This window comes from Streptomyces sp. NPDC030820, assembly GCF_055572075.1.
This window is the reverse complement of sequence record NZ_JBVIEB010000006.1, coordinates 83,566-102,036: the sequence shown is the minus strand read 5'-3', so window position 1 is coordinate 102,036 and position 18,471 is coordinate 83,566. Positions and strand designations below refer to the sequence as shown.

The 18,471-nt window shown below is 72.2% G+C and carries 16 protein-coding genes and 1 pseudogene; 8 read left to right on the top strand and 9 right to left on the bottom strand.

Translation table 11 applies throughout. The features are described 5' to 3' along the window. Nucleotides 1-48: 48 nt before the first annotated feature. Nucleotides 49-606 carry a TetR/AcrR family transcriptional regulator gene (locus ACZ418_RS17990; protein WP_468363422.1) on the bottom strand — a complete coding sequence of 186 codons (558 nt, stop codon included), beginning with the start codon at nucleotides 604-606 and terminating at the stop codon, nucleotides 49-51. Nucleotides 607-720: 114 nt separating this feature from the next. Between ACZ418_RS17990 and ACZ418_RS17985 the strand changes: the two genes are divergently transcribed. Then, on the top strand, nucleotides 721-1,878 hold the full coding sequence (locus ACZ418_RS17985) for an FAD-dependent monooxygenase (protein ID WP_468363420.1): 1,158 nt from the start codon (nucleotides 721-723) through the stop codon (nucleotides 1,876-1,878). Nucleotides 1,879-2,169: 291 nt separating this feature from the next. Here ACZ418_RS17985 and ACZ418_RS17980 read toward each other — a convergent pair whose 3' ends face one another. The 4 genes from ACZ418_RS17980 to ACZ418_RS17965 all read right to left on the bottom strand — a co-directional run bounded on the left by ACZ418_RS17980 (nucleotide 2,170) and on the right by ACZ418_RS17965 (nucleotide 6,777). Beyond that, the gene (locus ACZ418_RS17980; protein ID WP_468363417.1) at nucleotides 2,170-3,015 is read right to left on the bottom strand and encodes a lysozyme; all 846 of its coding nucleotides are present in this window, start codon (nucleotides 3,013-3,015) and stop codon (nucleotides 2,170-2,172) included. A gap of 151 nt (nucleotides 3,016-3,166) precedes the next feature. Beyond that, nucleotides 3,167-5,023, bottom strand: coding sequence for a M1 family metallopeptidase (locus ACZ418_RS17975; RefSeq protein WP_468363415.1), 1,857 nt, complete (start codon nucleotides 5,021-5,023; stop codon nucleotides 3,167-3,169). 223 nt (nucleotides 5,024-5,246) lie between these two features. Next, nucleotides 5,247-5,903: a maltokinase N-terminal cap-like domain-containing protein gene (locus tag ACZ418_RS17970; protein ID WP_468363412.1), complete on the bottom strand. Its 657-nt coding sequence runs from the start codon at nucleotides 5,901-5,903 to the stop codon at nucleotides 5,247-5,249. A gap of 253 nt (nucleotides 5,904-6,156) precedes the next feature. Further along, on the bottom strand, nucleotides 6,157-6,777 hold the full coding sequence (locus ACZ418_RS17965) for a hypothetical protein (protein ID WP_468363409.1): 621 nt from the start codon (nucleotides 6,775-6,777) through the stop codon (nucleotides 6,157-6,159). A 147-nt stretch (nucleotides 6,778-6,924) separates the two neighbouring features. On the opposite strand from ACZ418_RS17965, the gene ACZ418_RS17960 reads away from it, so the two are divergent. Then, complete coding sequence (locus tag ACZ418_RS17960; protein ID WP_468363406.1) at nucleotides 6,925-7,842, top strand: SGNH/GDSL hydrolase family protein; 918 nt, start codon at nucleotides 6,925-6,927, stop codon at nucleotides 7,840-7,842. Nucleotides 7,843-8,617: 775 nt separating this feature from the next. Here ACZ418_RS17960 and pgm read toward each other — a convergent pair. Continuing rightward, on the bottom strand, nucleotides 8,618-10,258 hold the full coding sequence (gene pgm / locus ACZ418_RS17955; protein ID WP_468363404.1) for a phosphoglucomutase (alpha-D-glucose-1,6-bisphosphate-dependent): 1,641 nt from the start codon (nucleotides 10,256-10,258) through the stop codon (nucleotides 8,618-8,620). Between the two features lie 159 nt (nucleotides 10,259-10,417). On the opposite strand from pgm, the gene ACZ418_RS17950 reads away from it, so the two are divergent. Further along, nucleotides 10,418-11,038 carry a DUF4328 domain-containing protein gene (locus ACZ418_RS17950; protein WP_468363402.1) on the top strand — a complete coding sequence of 207 codons (621 nt, stop codon included), beginning with the start codon at nucleotides 10,418-10,420 and terminating at the stop codon, nucleotides 11,036-11,038. A 10-nt stretch (nucleotides 11,039-11,048) separates the two neighbouring features. Here the strand turns inward: ACZ418_RS17950 and ACZ418_RS17945 are convergent, their stop codons facing one another. Next, nucleotides 11,049-11,891 (bottom strand): chitosanase, encoded by an 843-nt coding sequence (locus tag ACZ418_RS17945; RefSeq protein ID WP_468363399.1) that lies wholly within the window; start codon nucleotides 11,889-11,891, stop codon nucleotides 11,049-11,051. 164 nt (nucleotides 11,892-12,055) lie between these two features. Further along, a pseudogene (locus ACZ418_RS17940) lies at nucleotides 12,056-13,485 on the bottom strand (MFS transporter). Nucleotides 13,486-13,725: 240 nt separating this feature from the next. Between ACZ418_RS17940 and mgrA the strand changes: the two are divergent. The 3 genes from mgrA to ACZ418_RS17925 all read left to right on the top strand — a co-directional run bounded on the left by mgrA (nucleotide 13,726) and on the right by ACZ418_RS17925 (nucleotide 15,799). Beyond that, nucleotides 13,726-14,769, top strand: coding sequence for an L-glyceraldehyde 3-phosphate reductase (gene mgrA / locus ACZ418_RS17935; RefSeq protein ID WP_468363396.1), 1,044 nt, complete (start codon nucleotides 13,726-13,728; stop codon nucleotides 14,767-14,769). A 160-nt stretch (nucleotides 14,770-14,929) separates the two neighbouring features. Further along, complete coding sequence (locus ACZ418_RS17930; protein WP_468363393.1) at nucleotides 14,930-15,112, top strand: hypothetical protein; 183 nt, start codon at nucleotides 14,930-14,932, stop codon at nucleotides 15,110-15,112. A gap of 66 nt (nucleotides 15,113-15,178) precedes the next feature. Then, entirely contained in the window at nucleotides 15,179-15,799 is a 621-nt protein-coding gene (locus tag ACZ418_RS17925; protein WP_468363391.1) for a DedA family protein, read from the top strand. A 19-nt stretch (nucleotides 15,800-15,818) separates the two neighbouring features. Here ACZ418_RS17925 and ACZ418_RS17920 read toward each other — a convergent pair whose 3' ends face one another. Then, nucleotides 15,819-17,006: an ANTAR domain-containing protein gene (locus tag ACZ418_RS17920; RefSeq protein WP_468363388.1), complete on the bottom strand. Its 1,188-nt coding sequence runs from the start codon at nucleotides 17,004-17,006 to the stop codon at nucleotides 15,819-15,821. Between the two features lie 339 nt (nucleotides 17,007-17,345). Here ACZ418_RS17920 and ACZ418_RS17915 point away from each other — a divergent pair, with 339 nt between their 5' ends. Both ACZ418_RS17915 and ACZ418_RS17910 read left to right on the top strand, forming a co-directional pair. Next, on the top strand, nucleotides 17,346-17,537 hold the full coding sequence (locus tag ACZ418_RS17915; RefSeq protein WP_468364375.1) for a CsbD family protein: 192 nt from the start codon (nucleotides 17,346-17,348) through the stop codon (nucleotides 17,535-17,537). Nucleotides 17,538-17,737: 200 nt separating this feature from the next. After that, on the top strand, nucleotides 17,738-18,184 hold the full coding sequence (locus ACZ418_RS17910; protein ID WP_468363385.1) for an ATP-binding protein: 447 nt from the start codon (nucleotides 17,738-17,740) through the stop codon (nucleotides 18,182-18,184). The last annotated feature ends 287 nt before the right edge of the window (nucleotides 18,185-18,471 follow it).

The following is an 18,471-nucleotide window of genomic DNA, read 5'->3' as shown; positions in this document are numbered from 1 at the left end:
GCATGTCCGAGCACGGTGCCACCACCGACGCCGCCGTCGGCGTACCGCTCAGCGCAGGGCCGCCGTCACCAGGCCGCGGATCTCCTCCTCCGACACGCTCCCGCCGTTCACCAGCCGGTCGAAGACCAGGCCGTCCACGCAGGTCAGCAGTGTCACCGTCCGCTCCTGCGGGGCGGCCACGCCCTGCGCGGCGAGAAAGTCGCACAACGCCCGCCGCGCCAGGTTCTCACGCGGCACCAGGATCTCGCGCAGTTCGGGATGGCGCGCGCTCTCGACGGCGCACGCGTAGCGCGCCAGGGAGCGTCTGCGCCCGTCCCCGGTGAGTCTCGCGGCCATGAAGGCGGCGAGCCCCGCCACCACTTCACCGGCGTTCCGCAACGGCGGCGTCCGCGCCCCGATCTCCTCCAGTTCGGCCTGGTCGAGCGCCACCAGGCGCCGGACCAGCGCGGTGAGCAGGGCCTGGCGGGTGCGGTAGTAGGCGGAGGTGGTGCCGGGCGGCAGCTGTGCCGCCCGGTCCACCGCGCGATGGGTCAGCCCTCGCATGCCGGTGTCGGCGAGGACGCCGATGGCCGCGTCGGCGAGGAGAGTACGTCGGTCTGTGGACACCCCCACTTTCTACACCCCCGCTTCTACAGCCGTAGAACGCCGCTGTAGGGTCTTCGCCGGTGCTTCTACATCTGTAGAAGCACCGGCGCGAACCGAGGTCGAAGGGGGTCCGGCATGGGCGGTACGGCGGTGGTGGTCGGGGGTGGCATCGGCGGGCTGGCGGCGGCGATCGGCCTGCGCCGAATCGGCTGGGACGTACGGGTCGTGGAGCGGGCCCGCACCCTCGCCGACGCGGGCGCGGGCATCTCGCTGCACGCGAACGGTCTGCGCGCCCTGGATGCCCTCGGGGTCGGCGCGGCCGTACGCGCGGCGGCACACCCGCAGTACACGGGCGGCACCCGCACGCCGGAGGGCCGGTGGCTGGCGGGGATGGACGGCGCCGCCCTCGAACGCGCGCTCGGCACGCCGATCGTCGGCATCCGGCGCGCGGTCCTGCACCGCCTGCTGCGCGAGGCCCTGCCGGCCGAGAGCCTGCTCATCGGCGTCACCGTGCCCGCACTGGACCGCTCGGCCTCGGACCGGGTGGGCGTGCCGGTCGGCGACGGGGTTCTGGACGCGGACCTGGTCGTCGCGGCCGACGGGGTGGGCAGCCGGCTGCGCGGACTGCTGTTCCCCGATCACCCCGGCCCGGTCTACGCCGGCTCGACGGTGCTGCGGGCCGTGACCGACCGGCCGATCGGCCTGCGCACCGACTTCGAACTGACCTGGGGCCAGGGCGCGGAGTTCGGGCACATCGCCTTCTGCGACGGCCGGGCCGAGTGGCACGCGGTGCTCACCGCCCCGCCGGGTGTCCGCCACGCCGACCCTCTCGGCATGCTGCGCCGGCGTTTCGGCGGCTGGCACGATCCGATCCCCGCCCTCCTGGACGCGACCCGGCCAGAGGACGTGCTCCACCACGACGTCCATGAACTGGTCACGCCCTTGCGGTCGTTCGTCGCGGGCCGGGTGGCGCTCCTCGGCGACGCCGCGCACGCCATGACACCGAATCTCGGCCAGGGCGCCTGTCAGGCCCTGGAGGACGCGGCCACGCTGGCCGCCGCGCTGGCCACGGAGCCCTCGGTCGCCTCGGCGCTGGCCCGCTACGACGCCGAGCGCCGCCCGCGCTCGCAGGCGGTGGCCCGCGCGGCCCGGCAGGCGGGCCGGATGGGCCAGCGGCTGTCCCATCCGCTGGCGGTGGCCCTGCGCAACACGGCTCTGCGGGTCACCCCGCCCCGGGTGGCGATGCGGGCGATCCTCCGCCACGCCGACTGGACGCCGCCCAGCCTGGGCTGACCTGCCCGCGGGGTGCCCAGTTGCCTGCAGATACCGCCAGGATGCCGTGCTCACGGGCCCCGGCAGGCACGAACCCGGGGTCGGCGAGCCAGCCGCGCAGGGCCTGCCGGGTCGGCGAGTGGCAGTACCCGGCGGCCCCGCCCGCTCTCCCGCCGCAGGTCTCCTCCTTCGGGAGGTGGTCAGCCGAGCGTCGGCCATGGACGGTCGACCAGCCGGCCGACTCGGTCGGGAGGTGCCCGGAGTGGCCCTCTCGGCCCGGCCTTCCCCGTGCCGGGCGCGACCGGCGCGGGGTCAGCCGGTCGCGAAGCTCTTCAGCTGGTCCAGCGAGCCGTTGAAGCGGTCGTGGTCGCCTACGGTCTTGCCGGAGGAGGTGTACTGCCACATGGCGTACGACGACCAGCCCGACGGCAACGTCCCGGCTGTCGAGGCATAGCGGGCGATCCACAGCGGGTTGTCGCCGAACCCGGCGTAGTCGCCGGTGCACTCGGTCCACCAGCTGGTCGCCGTGTAGATGACGGCGTCCCGGCCGGTGCGGGCCTTGTAGCGGTTCAGGAAGTCGCGGATCCAGTCGACCATCTGGCTCTGGGACTTGCCGTAGCAGGCGTCGCCGTACGGGTTCCACTCGATGTCGAGCGCGCCCGGCAGGGTCTTGCCGTCATCGGACCAGCCGCCGCCGTGCGCCAGGAAGTAGTCGGCCTGCGTGGCACCGCCGGCCGAGTCCGGCGTGGCGAAGTGGTACGCCCCCCGGACCATGCCCACGCTGTACGGGCCGTTGTACTGCTGAGTGAAGTAGGGGTTGGTGTAGGACGACCCCTCGGTGGCCTTCGCGTACGCCCATGTGGTGCCGTCGCCCCACAGGGTTTGCCAGTTGACGGCACGCTGGTGGCTGGAGACGTCGACTCCCTCGGGCTGGCTCCCGCGGGTGGTGGTGGCCGGGGCGTAGGGGCCGACGGCGCGTCCGTCGTGGGCGAGGACGCCCATGCCCATGTACGCGCTGCCGCGCGGAGGTATGTCCGGGGCCGAGTCGGGTAGGGCCGCGGGGCTGGACAGGGTGACGAGGAGGCCGGTCAGGGCGCCCGTGAGGGCCAGGCGTGAGCGGCCGCGCTGGAGGGATATGGAGCTTCGCACAGCATCCATCTGACCCGCGGTCGGGCCGTACCGCACTCCGGGTACCGCCCAACGAAGCCATTCTGGGCCGTGCTTGGGCCATATGGGTGGCCCCCGGGTGGCGTACGGGCCGGTCGTGGGAGTCACCCGGAGGCGCGTCCCACGACCGGCCCGCGCCCGGTCAGCCGTCGATGCGGTGCTGGGTCCAGAAGGAGGTGAGGTCGGTGCTGGTGGCGGCCTGGGCGGCGGCCTTGAACTCGGCCGTGGTCGACACGCCGTACCAGTGGGCCGTCGCGTAGTCCTTCAGCAGCCTGGCCATGGCGGAGTCACCGAGGACGCGGCGCAGGTCGTGCAGGGCGCACTTGCCATAGCCGTAGACGACGGTGGAATAGCGGGAGGAGTGCGCGTCCCAGTAGGCCATGGAGTTGGTGATCTTCTCGGCGCTGGAGGCCCAGGAGACGCTGTTCCAGCAGTTGGTGCCGGTCTTGCCGAGGGCGAGGTCGGTGGCGTAGTCCGTGAACGCCTCGTCCAGCCAGGGGCTGTTGTACTCGTCGTCGCCGACGATGCCGTACCACCACTGGTGGCCGATCTCGTGAGTGAGGGCGGTGGAGCTGACCACGTCCAGGACGAACCCGGGGTACTCCATTCCGCCGAACCAGTAGTTGTTGTCGAGCACGGCGTCCAGCTCGCCGTAGGGGTAGGCACCGAAGCGGGCCGCGTGGGCGTCCACGGCGCTCTTGGCGGTGCTGAGCATGGACTGGGCGCTGGAGGAGCTGATGCCGGACACGGAGTAGACGTTCACCGCGACGCCGGCTGCCGAGGTGCCGGAGATCCTGGTGAAGGGCCCGGCGGCCCAGGCGAAGTCACGGACCTTCGAGGCCGTCGCCGTCGTGACCGTGCGGCCGCTGGAGCCGGGTGTGTCGGTGGAGGTGCCGGTGGCCGGGACCAGCAGGCCGCTGGGATGGTCCAGGGTCACCTTGAAGTCGGCGGCCAGGGAGTAGAACGACTCGCCGTTGTCCGTGTACGGGTCGAGGTGCCAGCCGGCGCCGTCGCGGACCGCGAGGACGGGCAGGGCGTTGCCGACGAAGCTGTAGGCGCCGTCGTGGCCGAACCGGTCGGCGCCGCTGGGCACGGTGATGCCGAGGTCGAAGCCGATGGTGGCGCTCTGGCCCTGGGCGAGCGGGGCCGGCAGATCGATCTTGAGCGCGGTGCAGTCCACGGAGGGCGCGCCCGCGGTGCCGCCGGTCACGTTCGTGACGCGGATCGGCATGGCGTCACAGGTGCCGTGGTAGTTGTCCCACAGCCTCAGGTAGACCTCGTTCAGGGCGGTGGCGGAGGCGTTGCTGAAGGTCACGCTCTCGTGACCGGTCCATATGGTGCCGCTCGTGTCGCTGCTGAGGTTCACGGTGTACGAGGGCGAGGCCGGGGTGCGCGTGGAGTCGCCCGGCGGTGGCGCGGAGCCGCCGGAGGTGTCGAGCGCGATGTCGTCGAGGACGAAGCTCGTCTGGAGGCTGGAGTCCTCGGTCCCGGTGAAGGAGAGAGTGACGGTCTGCCCGGCGTAGGCCGACACGTCGACCGACTTCTGGACGTATCCGGTGTTCTCGTCGAGGTTCGAGTAGGTGGCCAGCGTCGTGCTGCCGATCTTGGCCGTGAGCTTGTCGTACGCGACGGAGGACGTCGTCTCGTCCGTGTCGATGTGCAGCCAGAAGGTGAGGGTGGCCGCGTCGCAGCCGGCCGGAATGGTGACGCTCTGGCTGAGGGTGTCCGTATGGGTGCCGCCGACTCCGTCCAGCCACGCGTAGGAGCTGCCGCCGTGGGCGGTCTCGCCGAAGCGGCTGGTGATGACGGTGGAGGAGGACGTCGACCAGGGCGATGTCCCGCTCTCGAAGCCGCCGTTGCCGACGACCTGCGCCGGGGTGCAGGCGGCGGGTGCCGCGGCCGGCCGGGCCGCGGCGGGCGTGCCGGGGAGCACGAGGGCGGCCACCACGGCGACGGTGAGCGCACCGGCGCCGAGGACCTTGTGGGGGGTCGATCTCACACGCTACTCCTTTGCGGCGGCCGGGATTCCCGGCCTGCTCGATGGCCACCGCCGGCTGGGGTACGCCGGGGCGGCCGCTGACGGGGCTTGCGCGATCGCTGCATCGAGGGAGGTGCGCCGCGCCCTTATGGGGTCAGGGCGCGGGATGCCGGACTTTCGAGAGAGTGCCAGATTTGACCGGACCATGCCAGAAGGCTGGCGGCGCTTTGCGTGAAGCCGCCGGTCAGTCGGTGCGCAGCGTCACGAAGACCGCCGTCAGCGCGGTGCCCTGCGGGTCCTGCCAGCCGCGCGCCACATGGCCGACCGCTCCCTCGGGGCACGGCGGGGGGTTCTCGGGGCTGGGGTTCAGGACCCGGTGCGCGTGGAGGATCGTGTCGTGCGGCGCGGGGATGCGGGTGCCCACCCGGTCGTCGGCCGGTTCGGGGGCGAAGCCGTCCAGCGCGAAGGGGGCGCCGGTGTAGGAGCGGATCACCTCGGGGTCGGGGGCACCGTCGATGCTCTGGGCCTGCGCCTGGGCCGTGCCCTCGATCAGCGACAGCAACTCGGCGACGAGAACCGGGTCGTGGCAGCCGTCGTACACCCAGCGCGTCCCCAGCACGCCGTGCTCCAACGTGCCCACCAGCCCGTGCTCCGCGCCTTCGAGCGGTGCGCCGCGATAGCTCAACGGCACCAGATAGGCGGTCGGTTCGGGGGTGGAGGTGTCGGTGGCCACCATGAACTCGATGCCGACCTCGCCCTCCGGATCGTCCAGCCGGAAGCCGCCGGACTTGGTCAGCACCGGGGCGTCCGGGCCGCCGCGGTACCAGGGGCGTGTGGGCAGCCAGTCGGTGAGCAGCTCGAGCTTGGTGGGCTTGAGCGTGGTGTGGTGGATGACGGCCATACCGGCAGGGCTCCTCCGTGGTGCGGATGCTGACCCGCACCAGCTTCGCACACCGTTCCCGCAGGTCACCCGCCTGCCCGTCGCCGCCGACACCAGCCCAACTCGGCCGAGGCATCGGGCACGTTCGGGTGGCACGGGCAGGCCCCCGACGGTCGGTGCCGTGCGCCGGGCAGGGGACGGACCGGGCATGCACAGGGCCGCCTCTCGCTCAACTGCCGTGTTCCGTCCGGGAGCCGGCAGGGTGGCCCGTCGCTCACCTGGTCGCCGTGGGTTCCGCCGGAAACCCGTGGATGCCCGGCCCGGAGAGGGTGTCGTCGTCCGGGATGTCGAGCGGGCAGATCCCCCAGTCCCGGGCGATGGTCATGACGTGCTGCTCGCTCGGCATGGCGGCGTGCCACTCGTCCCAGTCGGACTCCTCCCACCCCTCCCAGCCCTCCTCGAGCCAACGCGTACCGATCCCCGACTCCCGCTCGACGGGGGTGGGTTCGCCGAGATGGAGGGGTACGTCGCCGTGTGCGCCGTGATAGCAGTAGGCCCGGACGAGCCGGCCTCGCTCGACCTTGGCCCAGGCATGGCAGTCACCGACCCGGTCCGTGCTGAAGAACTGCAGGTCGCCGAGGCGGGCCGCGAGGGCGAGCAGCCAGTCGGGAAAGTCCGGTCCGGCGGGGCCGAGGCCCGGGGCGAGATCGATACGGCCATGAGCGAGGACCCAGCCGTCCACAGGGCCGTTGACGTAGACGCCCTGGCGGTAGGCGGCCGTGGTGCCTTCGGTCCAGCCGACCTCGCGCCGGCCGCCCAGCCCCAGCGCGTCGGCGACCTCCGCCATCGTGGCACCGCGCACCGCGAGCCAGGACGTCTTGTACCCGAACCCCATGACCTACTGCCCAACAGCGCCTGAACTCATTGCTTCCCGCTTCTGGTCCGCGAGACCTACCGGACGGTATACAGACCCAGTCGAACGCGCGAGGGCCGCTCTGCGGAGCCGGCACCGTGCGATGAACCGGCCTCAGGGGGAGGATCCATGGCGAACGGCACAGGCGCAGCGGGCGGGGCGAGAGGCCGGCGGGGAGCCGCCGTAGTGGGGGCGGCGCTGGGCGGCTGCGTCCTTGTCGCGGCCGCCACGGCACCGGCCTCCGCGTACTCCGCGGGGCACGGCCACGGCATCGACTACGTCGCCCTCGGCGACTCCTACACCTCGGGCCCCGGCATCCCGCAGCAGGTGGACGCCAACTGCGCCCGCTCCGACCACAATTACCCTTCGCTGGTGGCGGACCGGCGTCAGGTGAACACCTTCAAGGACGTCAGCTGTGCGGGGGCGACGACGGCCGAGATGTGGCAGGCGCAGGGCACCAACGTGCCCCAGCTCGACGCCGTGCGGCGGGACACGGACCTGGTGACGGTGCAGATCGGCGGCAACGACGTCGGCTTCGGCCCCATCATCAACACCTGCGCCCACCTGGCCGCCCAGGACCCGACGGGCAATCCCTGCGAGCGCTCGTACACGGCGTCCGGCTACGACCAGCTGGCCCTCGCGATCGCTCAGGCCGCGCCGAAGGTCGACCGGGTGCTGCGGGCCGTGCACGCGAGGGCTCCGCACGCGCGCGTGGTCGTCGTCGGCTACCCGGACCTGCTGCCCGACGACGGCAGCGGCTGCTTCCCGCAGGTGCCGTTCGCGCAGCAGGACTTCCCCTACCTCCGGGACACCGAGAAGCGGCTGAACCTGATGCTGCGCCTGGTGGCCGCGGTGAACCGGGCCGAGTACGTGGACACCTACGGCCCCACGGTCGGGCACGACATGTGCAAGGCGCCCGCGGACCGCTGGATCGAGCCGCTCCAACCGGCCGCGCCCGCCGCCCCGGCACACCCCAACGCCAAGGGAGAGGAGGCCATGGCACAGGCGGTGCTGAACAGGCTGGAGGAGGGTCGCGGCCACGACTGATCGGGCCGGGCCGGACTCTGGGCGGGGCCGGTCTCCCTGCCGGGAGTGCGGCGCTCCGTGTCCGGGCCGGACTCCGGTGCCAGGCCTGCCTCTTGGCAAGGGCCTGACCCTGTAGCAGGGCCGGACTGCCCGGGAGGGCCGGAGTCCTGGCAGGGGGGTGGTACTCGTGGCCGGGCCAGCCCCCTGAGGCCACGCCGCAACCCCGAGGCCGCGCCAAACCTTCGGGGCCGGCCCGGACCCCTGGCAGGAGTGGGACCCGTGGCCGGGCCAACCCCCGCGCGCCGCGCCGCAACCCCGAAGCCGGGCCGGACTCTGTGGCGGGGCCGGTCTCCCTGGCAGGAGTGGGGCGCTCATGGCCGGGCCGGAAGCCGGTGGCAGGGCCGCACCTGTGGCCAGGCCGGAGTCCTCGCAGGGGGTGGGGCTCGTGGCCGAGTCGGCCCCCGCGCGCCGCGCCGCAACCCCGAGGCCGCGCTGCACCCTCAGGACCGGGCCGAACTCCTTGCAGGGTCCGGACTCCGCGGCCCGGGCCGGGCCAGACCGCGGGTGCCGCCGATCCCAACGCGCCGCCATGGTCAGCGCCGCGTGCCGGGCCACTCTCAGCACCTCCCGTCGCTCCCGGCGGGGCCCCGGACCGCCCCCGGCCTCGCGGGTCCACCGCCCCACCCTCATCAACACCTCCCGTCGGCCCCGGCGGCACACCGACCCACCCTCATCAACATCTGCCGTCGGTCCCGGCGGCACACCGCGGCCGCTCGGCCCCGTCGCCGAGGCTCCCTCAGTCGCCGAGCGCGCCCAGTACCACGGCCTGGGCCTCCTCCTGCACCCGGGCGAGGTGATCGGGACCGAGGAAGGACTCGGCGTAGACCTTGTACACGTCCTCCGTGCCCGAAGGGCGGGCCGCGAACCAGGCGTTCTCCGTGGTGACCTTGATACCGCCGATCGCGGCGCCGTTGCCGGGCGCCTCGGTGAGGACGGCGGTGACGGCCTCCCCTGCGAGCGTGTCGGCGGTGACCTGGGCCGGTGACAACTTGCCGAGCAGCGCCTTCTGTTCGCGGGTCGCGGGCGCGTCGATGCGGGCGTAGGCGGGTTCACCGAAGCGGGCGGTCAGGTCGGCGTAGTGCTCCGACGGGGTGCGGTCCGTGACGGCCGTGATCTCGGAGGCGAGCAGGGCCAGGATGATGCCGTCCTTGTCGGTGGTCCACACCGAGCCGTCGCGGCGCAGGAAGGAGGCGCCGGCGGACTCCTCGCCGCCGAACCCGATGCCGCCGCCGACCAGTCCGTCCACGAACCACTTGAACCCGACGGGAACCTCGACCAGTTGGCGTCCGAGGTCGGCGGCGACCCGGTCGATCATCGTGGAGGAGACCAGTGTCTTGCCGATGCCGGCAGCGGCGGGCCACTGGTCGCGGTGCCGGTAGAGGTAGGAGATGGCGACCGCGAGGTAGTGGTTGGGGTTCATCAGGCCCGCGTCCGGGGTGACGATGCCGTGCCGGTCGGCGTCGGCGTCGTTGCCGGTGGCGATGCGGAACCGGTCGCGCCGCTCGATGAGGGAGGCCATCGCGTACGGCGAGGAGCAGTCCATGCGGATCTGGCCGTCCCAGTCCAGCGTCATGAACCGCCAGGTGGGATCGGTGTGCGGGTTGACCACGGTGAGGTCGATGCCGTGCTGTTCGGCGATGCGGCCCCAGTAGGCGACGGAGGCCCCGCCGAGCGGGTCGGCGCCGATGCGCACACCGGCCGCGCGGATCGCGTCCAGGTCCAGCACGCTCGGCAGATCGCCGACGTAGGCGCCGAGGAAGTCGTACCGCCGGGTCGTCTCCGCGGCGAGCGCCCGCGCGTACGGCACCCGGCGTACGTCCTTCAGGCCGCCGGTGATGATCTCGTTGGCGCGGTCCTGGATCCAGGAGGTGGCGTCGGAGGCCGCGGGGCCGCCGCTCGGCGGGTTGTACTTGAAGCCGCCGTCGGCAGGCGGGTTGTGGGAGGGGGTGACGACCACGCCGTCTGCGAGGCCGGACGTGCGGCCCCGGTTGTGGGTGAGGATCGCGTGCGACACGGCGGGGGTGGGCGTGTAGCCGTCGGCGCTGTCGACGAGCACGGCGACGCCGTTGGCGGCGAACACCTCCAGCGCGGTGACCCTCGCGGGCTCGGACAGGGCGTGGGTGTCGGCGCCGAGGAACAGGGGACCGTCGGTTCCCTGGTCCGCGCGGTACTCGCAGATGGCCTGGCTGGTGGCGGCGATGTGGTCCTCGTTGAACGCGCTCGCCAAGGACGAACCCCGGTGCCCGGAGGTGCCGAACGCCACCCGCTGTGCCGGGTCCGCCGGGTCCGGGTGCAGTGCGTAGTACGCCGTGACCAGCCGGGCCACGTCCACAAGGTCCTCGGGACCGGCCGGCCGGCCGGCTCGCTCGTGCGGCATGAGTCCGTTCCTCCGAGTCGTCGGATCGATCGCTCACCGCCCATCTTTCCTCGTCAGGGCCCTGACACGCGAGTGGGCACCGGCCTATGATCCAGTGCTCCGATCTTCGCGCCGATCTGCCGCCCGTACCGGGCGCCTTCCACGGACAGGTCTTCAGCCGTGACCGCATCCGCCGCCCAGGCTCCTTGGTTCCTCGCGCGTTGCGCCCAGTTCGCCGTGGCAGCGGCGGCCGGCGGCGAACTGGTCCGGGCGCTGACGGCCCGTGCTCATCTGCTGCATCCGGAGACGACCACGGCCTCCGATTTCGGGCACGTGTCGATGATCTTCGTGTACGTGGAAACGGCGGCGATCGTGTTGTTCCTATTGTGGTTCGCCCGCTGCCGGCGCAACGCCGAACTGCTCTCGCCCGGCCGGGTTCCCGGTTCCGTCACCTGGGCCGTCCTGGCCTGGCTGATACCGGTGTTCAACCTCTGGGTGCCTCGCGGGCTGGTGCAGGACGTCCACCGCGCGAGCGCGCCCGACGGCGCCGGCCCGGGCCGCTCGGACGCCCTCGTGAACGTGTGGTGGGCGGCCTGGATCGGGCACGTGGTGCTGAACCTGGCGGGCGCGCGCCTGGTCGGTGGCGCCTCGCTGCCACTGCTCGTGGAAGTCCAGACCCTCGACGTCCTGGCCGCCGTCCTGGCGATCGTCCTGATCCAGCGCATCACAGCGCGGCAGGCCGCCGGGCTGCGGTCCGTGACTCCGGTGCCCGCGCCCGCCGGCCTGCCGCACGCCTCGTAGCGGCCGCCGGTCAGCCGATGTGGTAACTGTCCCCGTACACCTTCCAGTCGAGCGGGGTGTTCAGGTCGAGGTTGCCCTTGCGCAGGAAGACCCGCTGCTCGGTGTCGACACGGCTGGTGTCACTGTGCGCCTCCTCCTGCTTCATGGCCCACACCCGGGCGTCGAGGAAGGCGTTGAGGTACGTCGTCTCGTTGCCGCCCTGCGCCGGCGGCTTGGCGCTGCGCAGGGCGCGCCTCCGGATGTTGCGGAAGCTGGTCGGGTCGTCGCCGTCGCCGTGCATGACGATGGCGTCGTAGTAGCAGAACTGGCCGAGGGTGCGCAGCCCGTCGGCCTTGCCCTGGGCGACCGCGGGGTTGAAGTAGACGCGGTCGCGCTCGTCGTTCTGGCACTGCTGGAACACGGTGTCCTGGGCGGCCTTGCGCCAGTCCCTGGGGTAGTTGGGGTCGAGGCCGTCGTGGGAGTCGGAGCCGTTGACCTTGCGCAGGGCGGGCAGGTACTTGGCGAGGACGTTGCCGGGCCTGCGGTCGGCGTACAGCTGGACCAGGTCGAGCATGTCGCCGGTACCGGAACAGAAGCCGATGATGCCGGCGGTGTAGCCGCGGCCGTCGCCGATGTCCTCGATGTACTTGTACTGGGCCTTCCAGTCGAGCGAGGAGTTCTCCGCGCTCGACACCAGTTCCATGGCGATCTCCTTCTTCGCCGGGTCGTCGAGGCCCGATGCGGCCGCCGGGGCGGCGGTCGCGCGCTGGGACACGAGCAGGGCGCCGGAGGCCACGCCGGCGCCGAGCAGGGCGACGAGGGTCCGGCGGGATATGCGGGCGGGGGCTGCTGTCTCGCGGTCTGCGTTCACCACAGGGCTCCAAGCGGGAGTGGGGGGTGGTCAGTTGGTCCGTGCCGGGCCGTGCTGAGTCATACCGAACACTGGTAGGAAAGTTTCCTATCAACTCTGGCGAAGCTCGGTAACAGGTTCACGAGAAGTTCGTAGGATCGAACGAGGCCGGGCCGGCGGGGCGCGCCTCAGATGCGCCGCACCCCGTCCCGTTGTTGCACGAATCTGTACAACTCGCGTGATGCGGTGATCAGTTCGCGCTGCTCCTCCCGCGAACCGACCATCGGCTGCGACCCCTTGAGCGGCACCTGAGCGGTCTCGGGCAGGAACTTCACCGTCAGCAGGCCGATGGCCCCGGCCAGCATCAGGTAGTAGGCCGGCATCAGGTCGTCGCCGGTGGCCGTGACCAGCGCGGCCGTCACCAGCGGGGTGGTCCCGCCGAAGGCGGAGACGGCGAAGTTGAAGCCTATGCCCATCGCCGCGTAGCGGACGGCGGTCGGGAACAGGGCCGGCAGCGTGGCCGCGCTCGGTGCGGCGAAGCAGGCCAGCAGGGTGGCCAGCAGCAGGACACCGAGGATCGGCGGCCAGGTGCCGTGCGCCTTGATCAGCAGGAAGGCGGGCACGGCCAGCACGATCATCACGGCGGCGGCCACGGCGTAGACCGGCCGCCGGCCGACATGGTCGCTGAGCCGGCCGAGGAAGGTGATCAGCACGACGATCCACAGCATGCCGACCAGCACCAGGAGATCCGCGGAGCCGCTGGAGCGGTGCAGGGTCTCGGTCTGATAGGTCGACAGATAGCCGGTGACCATGTAGTTGGTGACGTTGTACAGCAGCACCAGACCCACGCAGACGAGCAGCTCCCCCCAGTGGCTGCGGACGATGTCCTTGAACTCGCTGCGCGCCGATTCCTGCGCCAGGGCCTTCTCGTGTTCGTCCAGCTGCTGCTGGAAGGCCGGGGACTCCTCCAGTTTGAGCCGCATGTACAGACCGATCACCCCGAGCGGTCCGGCGATCAGGAACGGAATGCGCCAGCCCCAGGTGAGTATCTGACCATCGGTCAGGGACAGATTGAGCACGGTGACCAGGGCCGAGCCGAGGGCGAATCCGACGAAGGTGCCGAAGTCGAGCCAGCTGGAGAGGAAACCGCGCCGCCGGTGGAGAAGCCCTGGACCATTCGGGCCAGCAGGAGCAGCACCGGTGCGGCGATGCCGATCGTGCCGTACCCGGGGATCACACCGATGGCGAAGGTGCCGACCGCCATCATGATCATGGTGGTGGCGAGCACCTTCTGCCGGCCGATCCGGTCGCCGAGCGGTCCGAAGAACAGGCCGCCGAGCGGCCGGACGACGAAGGCGGCGGCGAAGGTCGCGAACGAGGAGATGACCTGCGCGGCCGGGGATGCGCCGGGGAAGAAGACCTTGCCGATGGTGGCGGCGAGGTAACTGTAGACACCGAAGTCGAACCACTCCATGCAGTTCCCGAGCGCGGAGGCGCCCACGGCGCGCCGGAGCAGCGGCGGCTCGACGACCTGAACGTCGTCCTTGCCGAACGCCCGTCGGTTATGGCGGAGCCTGCGGATCAGCTCCTCGCGTACCTGGCGGGGCAGCCGTGCCACCGCCTGCGGCGTCCGTGACCGGGGACGGCCCCCTCCCGCCCGTGCGACCTCGCACCGCTCACGAGCGCCTCCTCGTCTCACCTCAGCGGTCGCCGCCTGCCCCCTCGGCCGATTCAGAAACGGAACCGCTCAATCCCATCCGGTTCGGCGGTTGGACTTGTACGGCGCGCGGGCGCAGGGTGGACGGGCCCGTCCGCACACGGAGGGGCGACCCCTACGGCACCACCCGGAGAAGACCCGATGACCCACGTCGCGGACCCCGCACGCTACGACGGCGCCATGCGCTACCGGCGCACCGGCCGCTCGGGGCTGGACCTGCCCGTCCTGTCCCTGGGCTACTGGCACAACTTCGGCGACGACCGTCCCTTCGAGACCCAGCGCGAGATCGCCCTGCGCGCCTTCGACCTCGGGATCACGCACCACGACCTGGCCAACAACTACGGTCCGCCGTACGGCGCGGCCGAGCTGAACTTCGGCCGGCTGCTGAAGCGGGACCTCGCGCCGTACCGGGACGAGCTGGTGATCTCCACCAAGGCCGGCTGGGACATGTGGCCCGGCCCCTACGGGCAGGGCGGCGGCTCCCGGAAGTACGTGCTGGCCTCGCTGGACCAGTCGCTGCGCCGGATGGGCGTGGACTACGTGGACATCTTCTACTCCCACCGGCTGGACGCCACCACGCCGCTGGAGGAGACGATGGGGGCGCTCGACACGGCCGTACGCCAGGGCAAGGCGCTGTACGTCGGCATCTCCTCCTACGACGCGGAGCGCACCCGGCAGGCGGCGGCGATCCTGCGTGAGCTGGGCACCCCGCTGCTGATCCACCAGCCGTCGTACAGCATGCTCAACCGCTGGATCGAGTCCGACGGTCTGCTGGATGCGGCCGAGGAGGAGGGCTTCGGGGTCATCGGCTTCACGGCCCTCGCCCAGGGCCTGCTGACCGGCCGCTACCTGGACGGCGTGCCGCAGGACTCGCGGGCGGCCCGCGGCACGTCCTTCGACGCCTCCTGGCTGACGGACGACATGCTGCAGCGGCTGCGCGCACTGAACGACATCGCGGCGCGGCGCGGTCAGACGCTGGCACAGATGGCGCTGGCCTGGGCCTTGCGCGACGAGCGGGTGACGTCGCTCGTCATCGGCGCCTCCCGCACAGAGCAGCTGGAGCAGAACGTCGCCGCGCTGGAGAACCTGCGGTTCGACGCGGAGGAGCTGGCCGAGATCGACAAGTACGCGACCGACGGTGGCGTGGATCTGTGGCGTGAGGCGCGGCTGGGCCGGCTGGGGTGACAGGGGCGGGGCGGTACGGACGACGAGGTGGGCGCTCGGTTGGGTTCGTCACAGACAGACGGAATAAAGCTGACATAATGGACGTCGTATGGACAGCGTTGTCAACGCGGACGACAGCGCCCTCAGGTTCACTCGCGACGTCCAAGGAGCCGCTCCCCTCATGGCACACGGAGCCCACCGCAGCCCCCTTCTGCCTCCCCGTCCCGACCTGAGCCTCGCCCGCGACTGCGAGGTGTGCCTGGGCTGGGGCACCGTCGTCACCCGCGACGGGGAACACGAACTGTGCCACATGTGCCAAGGCCTCCCGGCCGACGACGGGGGCAGCGTCCGCTCCGACTCGTAGTTCCGCACCAGCCCGCTGTCCACGACGGACCCGGCACACTGATCGCGACAACGTACCGTTGGAGGCATGGCCGCCCCTCCCCTGCCCGGTCCGCTGGCGCACCTCGCGCCGCTGCTCGGCCACTACGGCTACTGGGCCGTGGGGGCCGTGGTCCTGGTCGAGGACTTCGGAGTGCCCGCGCCCGGCGAGACGATCCTGCTGGCCGCCGGGGTGTACGCGGGCGCGGGACGACTGAACGTCGCGGCCGTGGCGGCCATCGCGTTCGCCGCGGCCGTCGTCGGGGACAACATCGGCTACGGGATCGGCCGGTTCGGCGGGCGGGCCTTTGTGCACCGGTGGGGGCGGTACGTCTTCCTCACGCCGCAGCGGTTCCGGGCGGCCGAGGAGTTCTTCGGCCGGCACGGCGGCAAGATCGTGACCGTGGCCCGGTTCGTCGAGGGCCTGCGCCAGGCCAACGGCATCATCGCCGGCACCACGGGCATGCGCTGGCGCCGCTTCCTCGCCTTCAACGCGCTGGGCGCGGCCCTGTGGGTCGGTCTGTGGACGACCCTGGCGTACCTCGTGGGCAGCCACATCACGACCGTCTACGACGAGGTGTCGCGGTACCAGCTCTACGTCCTCGCCGCCACCGTGCTGATCGCGGCCCTCGTCGTACGGCACTTCCTACGGCGGCGCAGCGAGGCCTGACCCGCCCCGCTCCGGCCGCTCAGCCGCCCCCGGTGCCCTGGGCGTGCAGATGCTCCAGCGCGTCCTGCACCACGGTGCGCCGGTACCAGGACTGCCATGCGGCCAGGTCATGGGCCAGGCCCTCCAGATCGGCCTCCTGGCCGGGGGGCAACCAGGCGCCGGGTTCGACGCGGTGCAGCGTGATCACGCCGTTGCAGTCGCCGCTGTCCGTCGTCATCGGCACACTGTGCAGCGCACGGCTGCCCACCGCCAGCGCCGCCCGGCCCACCGGGTGACCGGCCAGATCGGGATCCGCGGCCACGTCCGCCACGGTCACCGGCCGGCCCTCGGCCTGGGCCCGTGCGCACACCGCGGGCGGTCCGACCACCAGCGCGAGGCAGTCGCGGTAGGCGGCGTCCAGCCCGTGGTGGGCCTCCAGCACGAGCGCCTCCTCCTGCACCTTGTCGGTCAGGTGGATCTCGGCCGCGTCGGCGTCCCCCAACGTCACCACCGCGTACAGGGCCGCCCTCAGCACCTGCCGCCGGTCCCGCGGGTCGACCGGATCGGCCTGCGGCAGTTCCAGGGCGGGCGGCGGGGCGCGCCGGCGTCCGGGGAACCACAGCTGTGCCGTCAGCGGCGGCGGCGCGGTCACCACGGCCGAGGCCACCACCCGCAGCGGCACGTTGTAGTGCTGGGAGGCCGCGCGCAGCAGGGCGAAGGCGTCAGCCGGCGCGGGCAGGGAGTAACGGGCGATGAGGATGCCCTGTGCGATGCCGATGATCCCGCTGGTACGGGCCTTGGCCCGCAGGCCGAAGACCTCGCCGGGAGTGCCCTCGGCCCGGTACGGCTCGGTCTGCGGGGTCCGGCTCGCGCGCACCCTGCTCACGGTGGCGAGGGCCCCCTCCAGCGTCGGGTACAGACGGATGCCGGGCAGGGGCGTCGTGGTGAGCACTCGGCGGACCTGAGGAGTGGCTCCGGTGACCAGGACGGGGCCGGCGGCACGGTGCCGGGTGTGGATGTCGAGGGTGTGCACCGCCGTGCTGCTCACGTGATGCACACCGGACATGTCCAGGACAAGCTGCAGGCCGCGCTCGTCGGCCCGCCGCAGCCTCAGATCCAGCTCTCGTCCGAGCACTCCGGCGCCGTGGGCGTCGAGAGTCCCCGACAGTCGCAGCACCACCGCCTGGTCGGTCACCGGCTGCACGGTGACCGTGGCTTCACCTGTCACAGGGCCTCACCCACCGACATCGGCTCGCAGCCCCCGCCGTTTCCTGTGCGCTGCTTCCTCCACCTTGTTCCCTCGCGTCACGAAAAGGCAAGCAACCCACCTTCCGCGTAGGGGCTTTGCCCTGGCGGGTTTCATGCCACGGTGGTCCGGGTCCGTGCCGACGGCGCACACTGGAGAGAAGACCGCGGCCGAGGACGATGGTCCGGGGCTCCCCCGGTTCGGAACAGTGCTGGGGGAGCTTCCCCGTGTCCGGCCGCCCGGTTGCCCACCTGCTCCGATGTCCAGGGCGAGGTGCACGTCGGCCGGGCCTTCGCCGTGTGGTCCGCCGCTGCCTGCCGGGTGTCGTCGTCGGCGCGCTCGTGGCCGCCGCGCAGGGCGGAGGCCAAGAAGGAGCAGCTCAAGGGGAGGGCCAAGGAGGCCATGGGCCGCGCCGCCGGCAACGAGCGGATGGAGGCCGAGGGCCGTATGGAAGGCGCGCGCGGCGACGCCCGGCAGGCCAAGGAGAAGGGCAAGGACACCTTGAAGCACTGAGCCGCGCCGGATCAGCGGCTCCTTCCGTTCCGCCGTATGCGCACCCGATCCGCGACCCTGCGACCAGGGGTTCGTGGGCAACCGGAGGATTCGCGGCGTACGCCCCTTGATCGACGGTTCAGCGGGTATCCGCGCAGGGACGGGAGGGTCCCGTCCGCACAGGAAGGGCCCCTGGCGCCGCACGAAAAGGGCGACGACGTATGGACATCCCGCTCGGCACGCACACGAGGACGCAGGACCGCCCCGCGCCCCTGCGTCACAGCCGCACCTGGGACGACGCCGTGGCCGGCATCGCAGACGCCAGGGACGCCGTCGCAGCGCTGCTCGCGGGCGTGCGACCCGCACCTCCGCGGCGCTCGGTGCAGGACGCCCGGCTCGTCGTCAGCGAACTCGTCACCAACGTGGCGAAACACGCCCCCGGCCCGTGCACCCTGAGCCTGGAAGTGCTGCCCGACGCCGGCGCCCTGCGCATCACGGTGTCGGACACCTCCACCGACCCGCCCCGGCGGCACCGTCCCGATCCCCGCCGGGTCGGCGGGCACGGGCTGCACCTCGTCGCGATGCTCTCGCGCGCCCTCGAAGTGACCTGGCTGCCCCACGGCAAGCGGATCACCGCCACCGTGCCGCTCACCGCCGAGGAGACGTGAGCGACCGACCGGCCGGAGGAGCAGCGCGTCCCACGCACGCAGCGGCCCGGCCGCCGTTTCGGGCGCGCGGAGCCGGGGCACCCGTGCCAGGCTCGAAACAGAGCACCGAGAGTGAGCGACCCGGCACGGACGGAAGACGAGCACGCGGCGGCGGCGTCCGAGGACCGGCGGTCGGCCACATGGGCACCCGGGCAACCAGCCGCCCCGCACCGCGCCGGGCGCGGCGGCCGTCTCGGTGGGGTGCTGCCGGCGGGCGAACCGGACGTGCCGGCCTGCCGGTTCGGCTG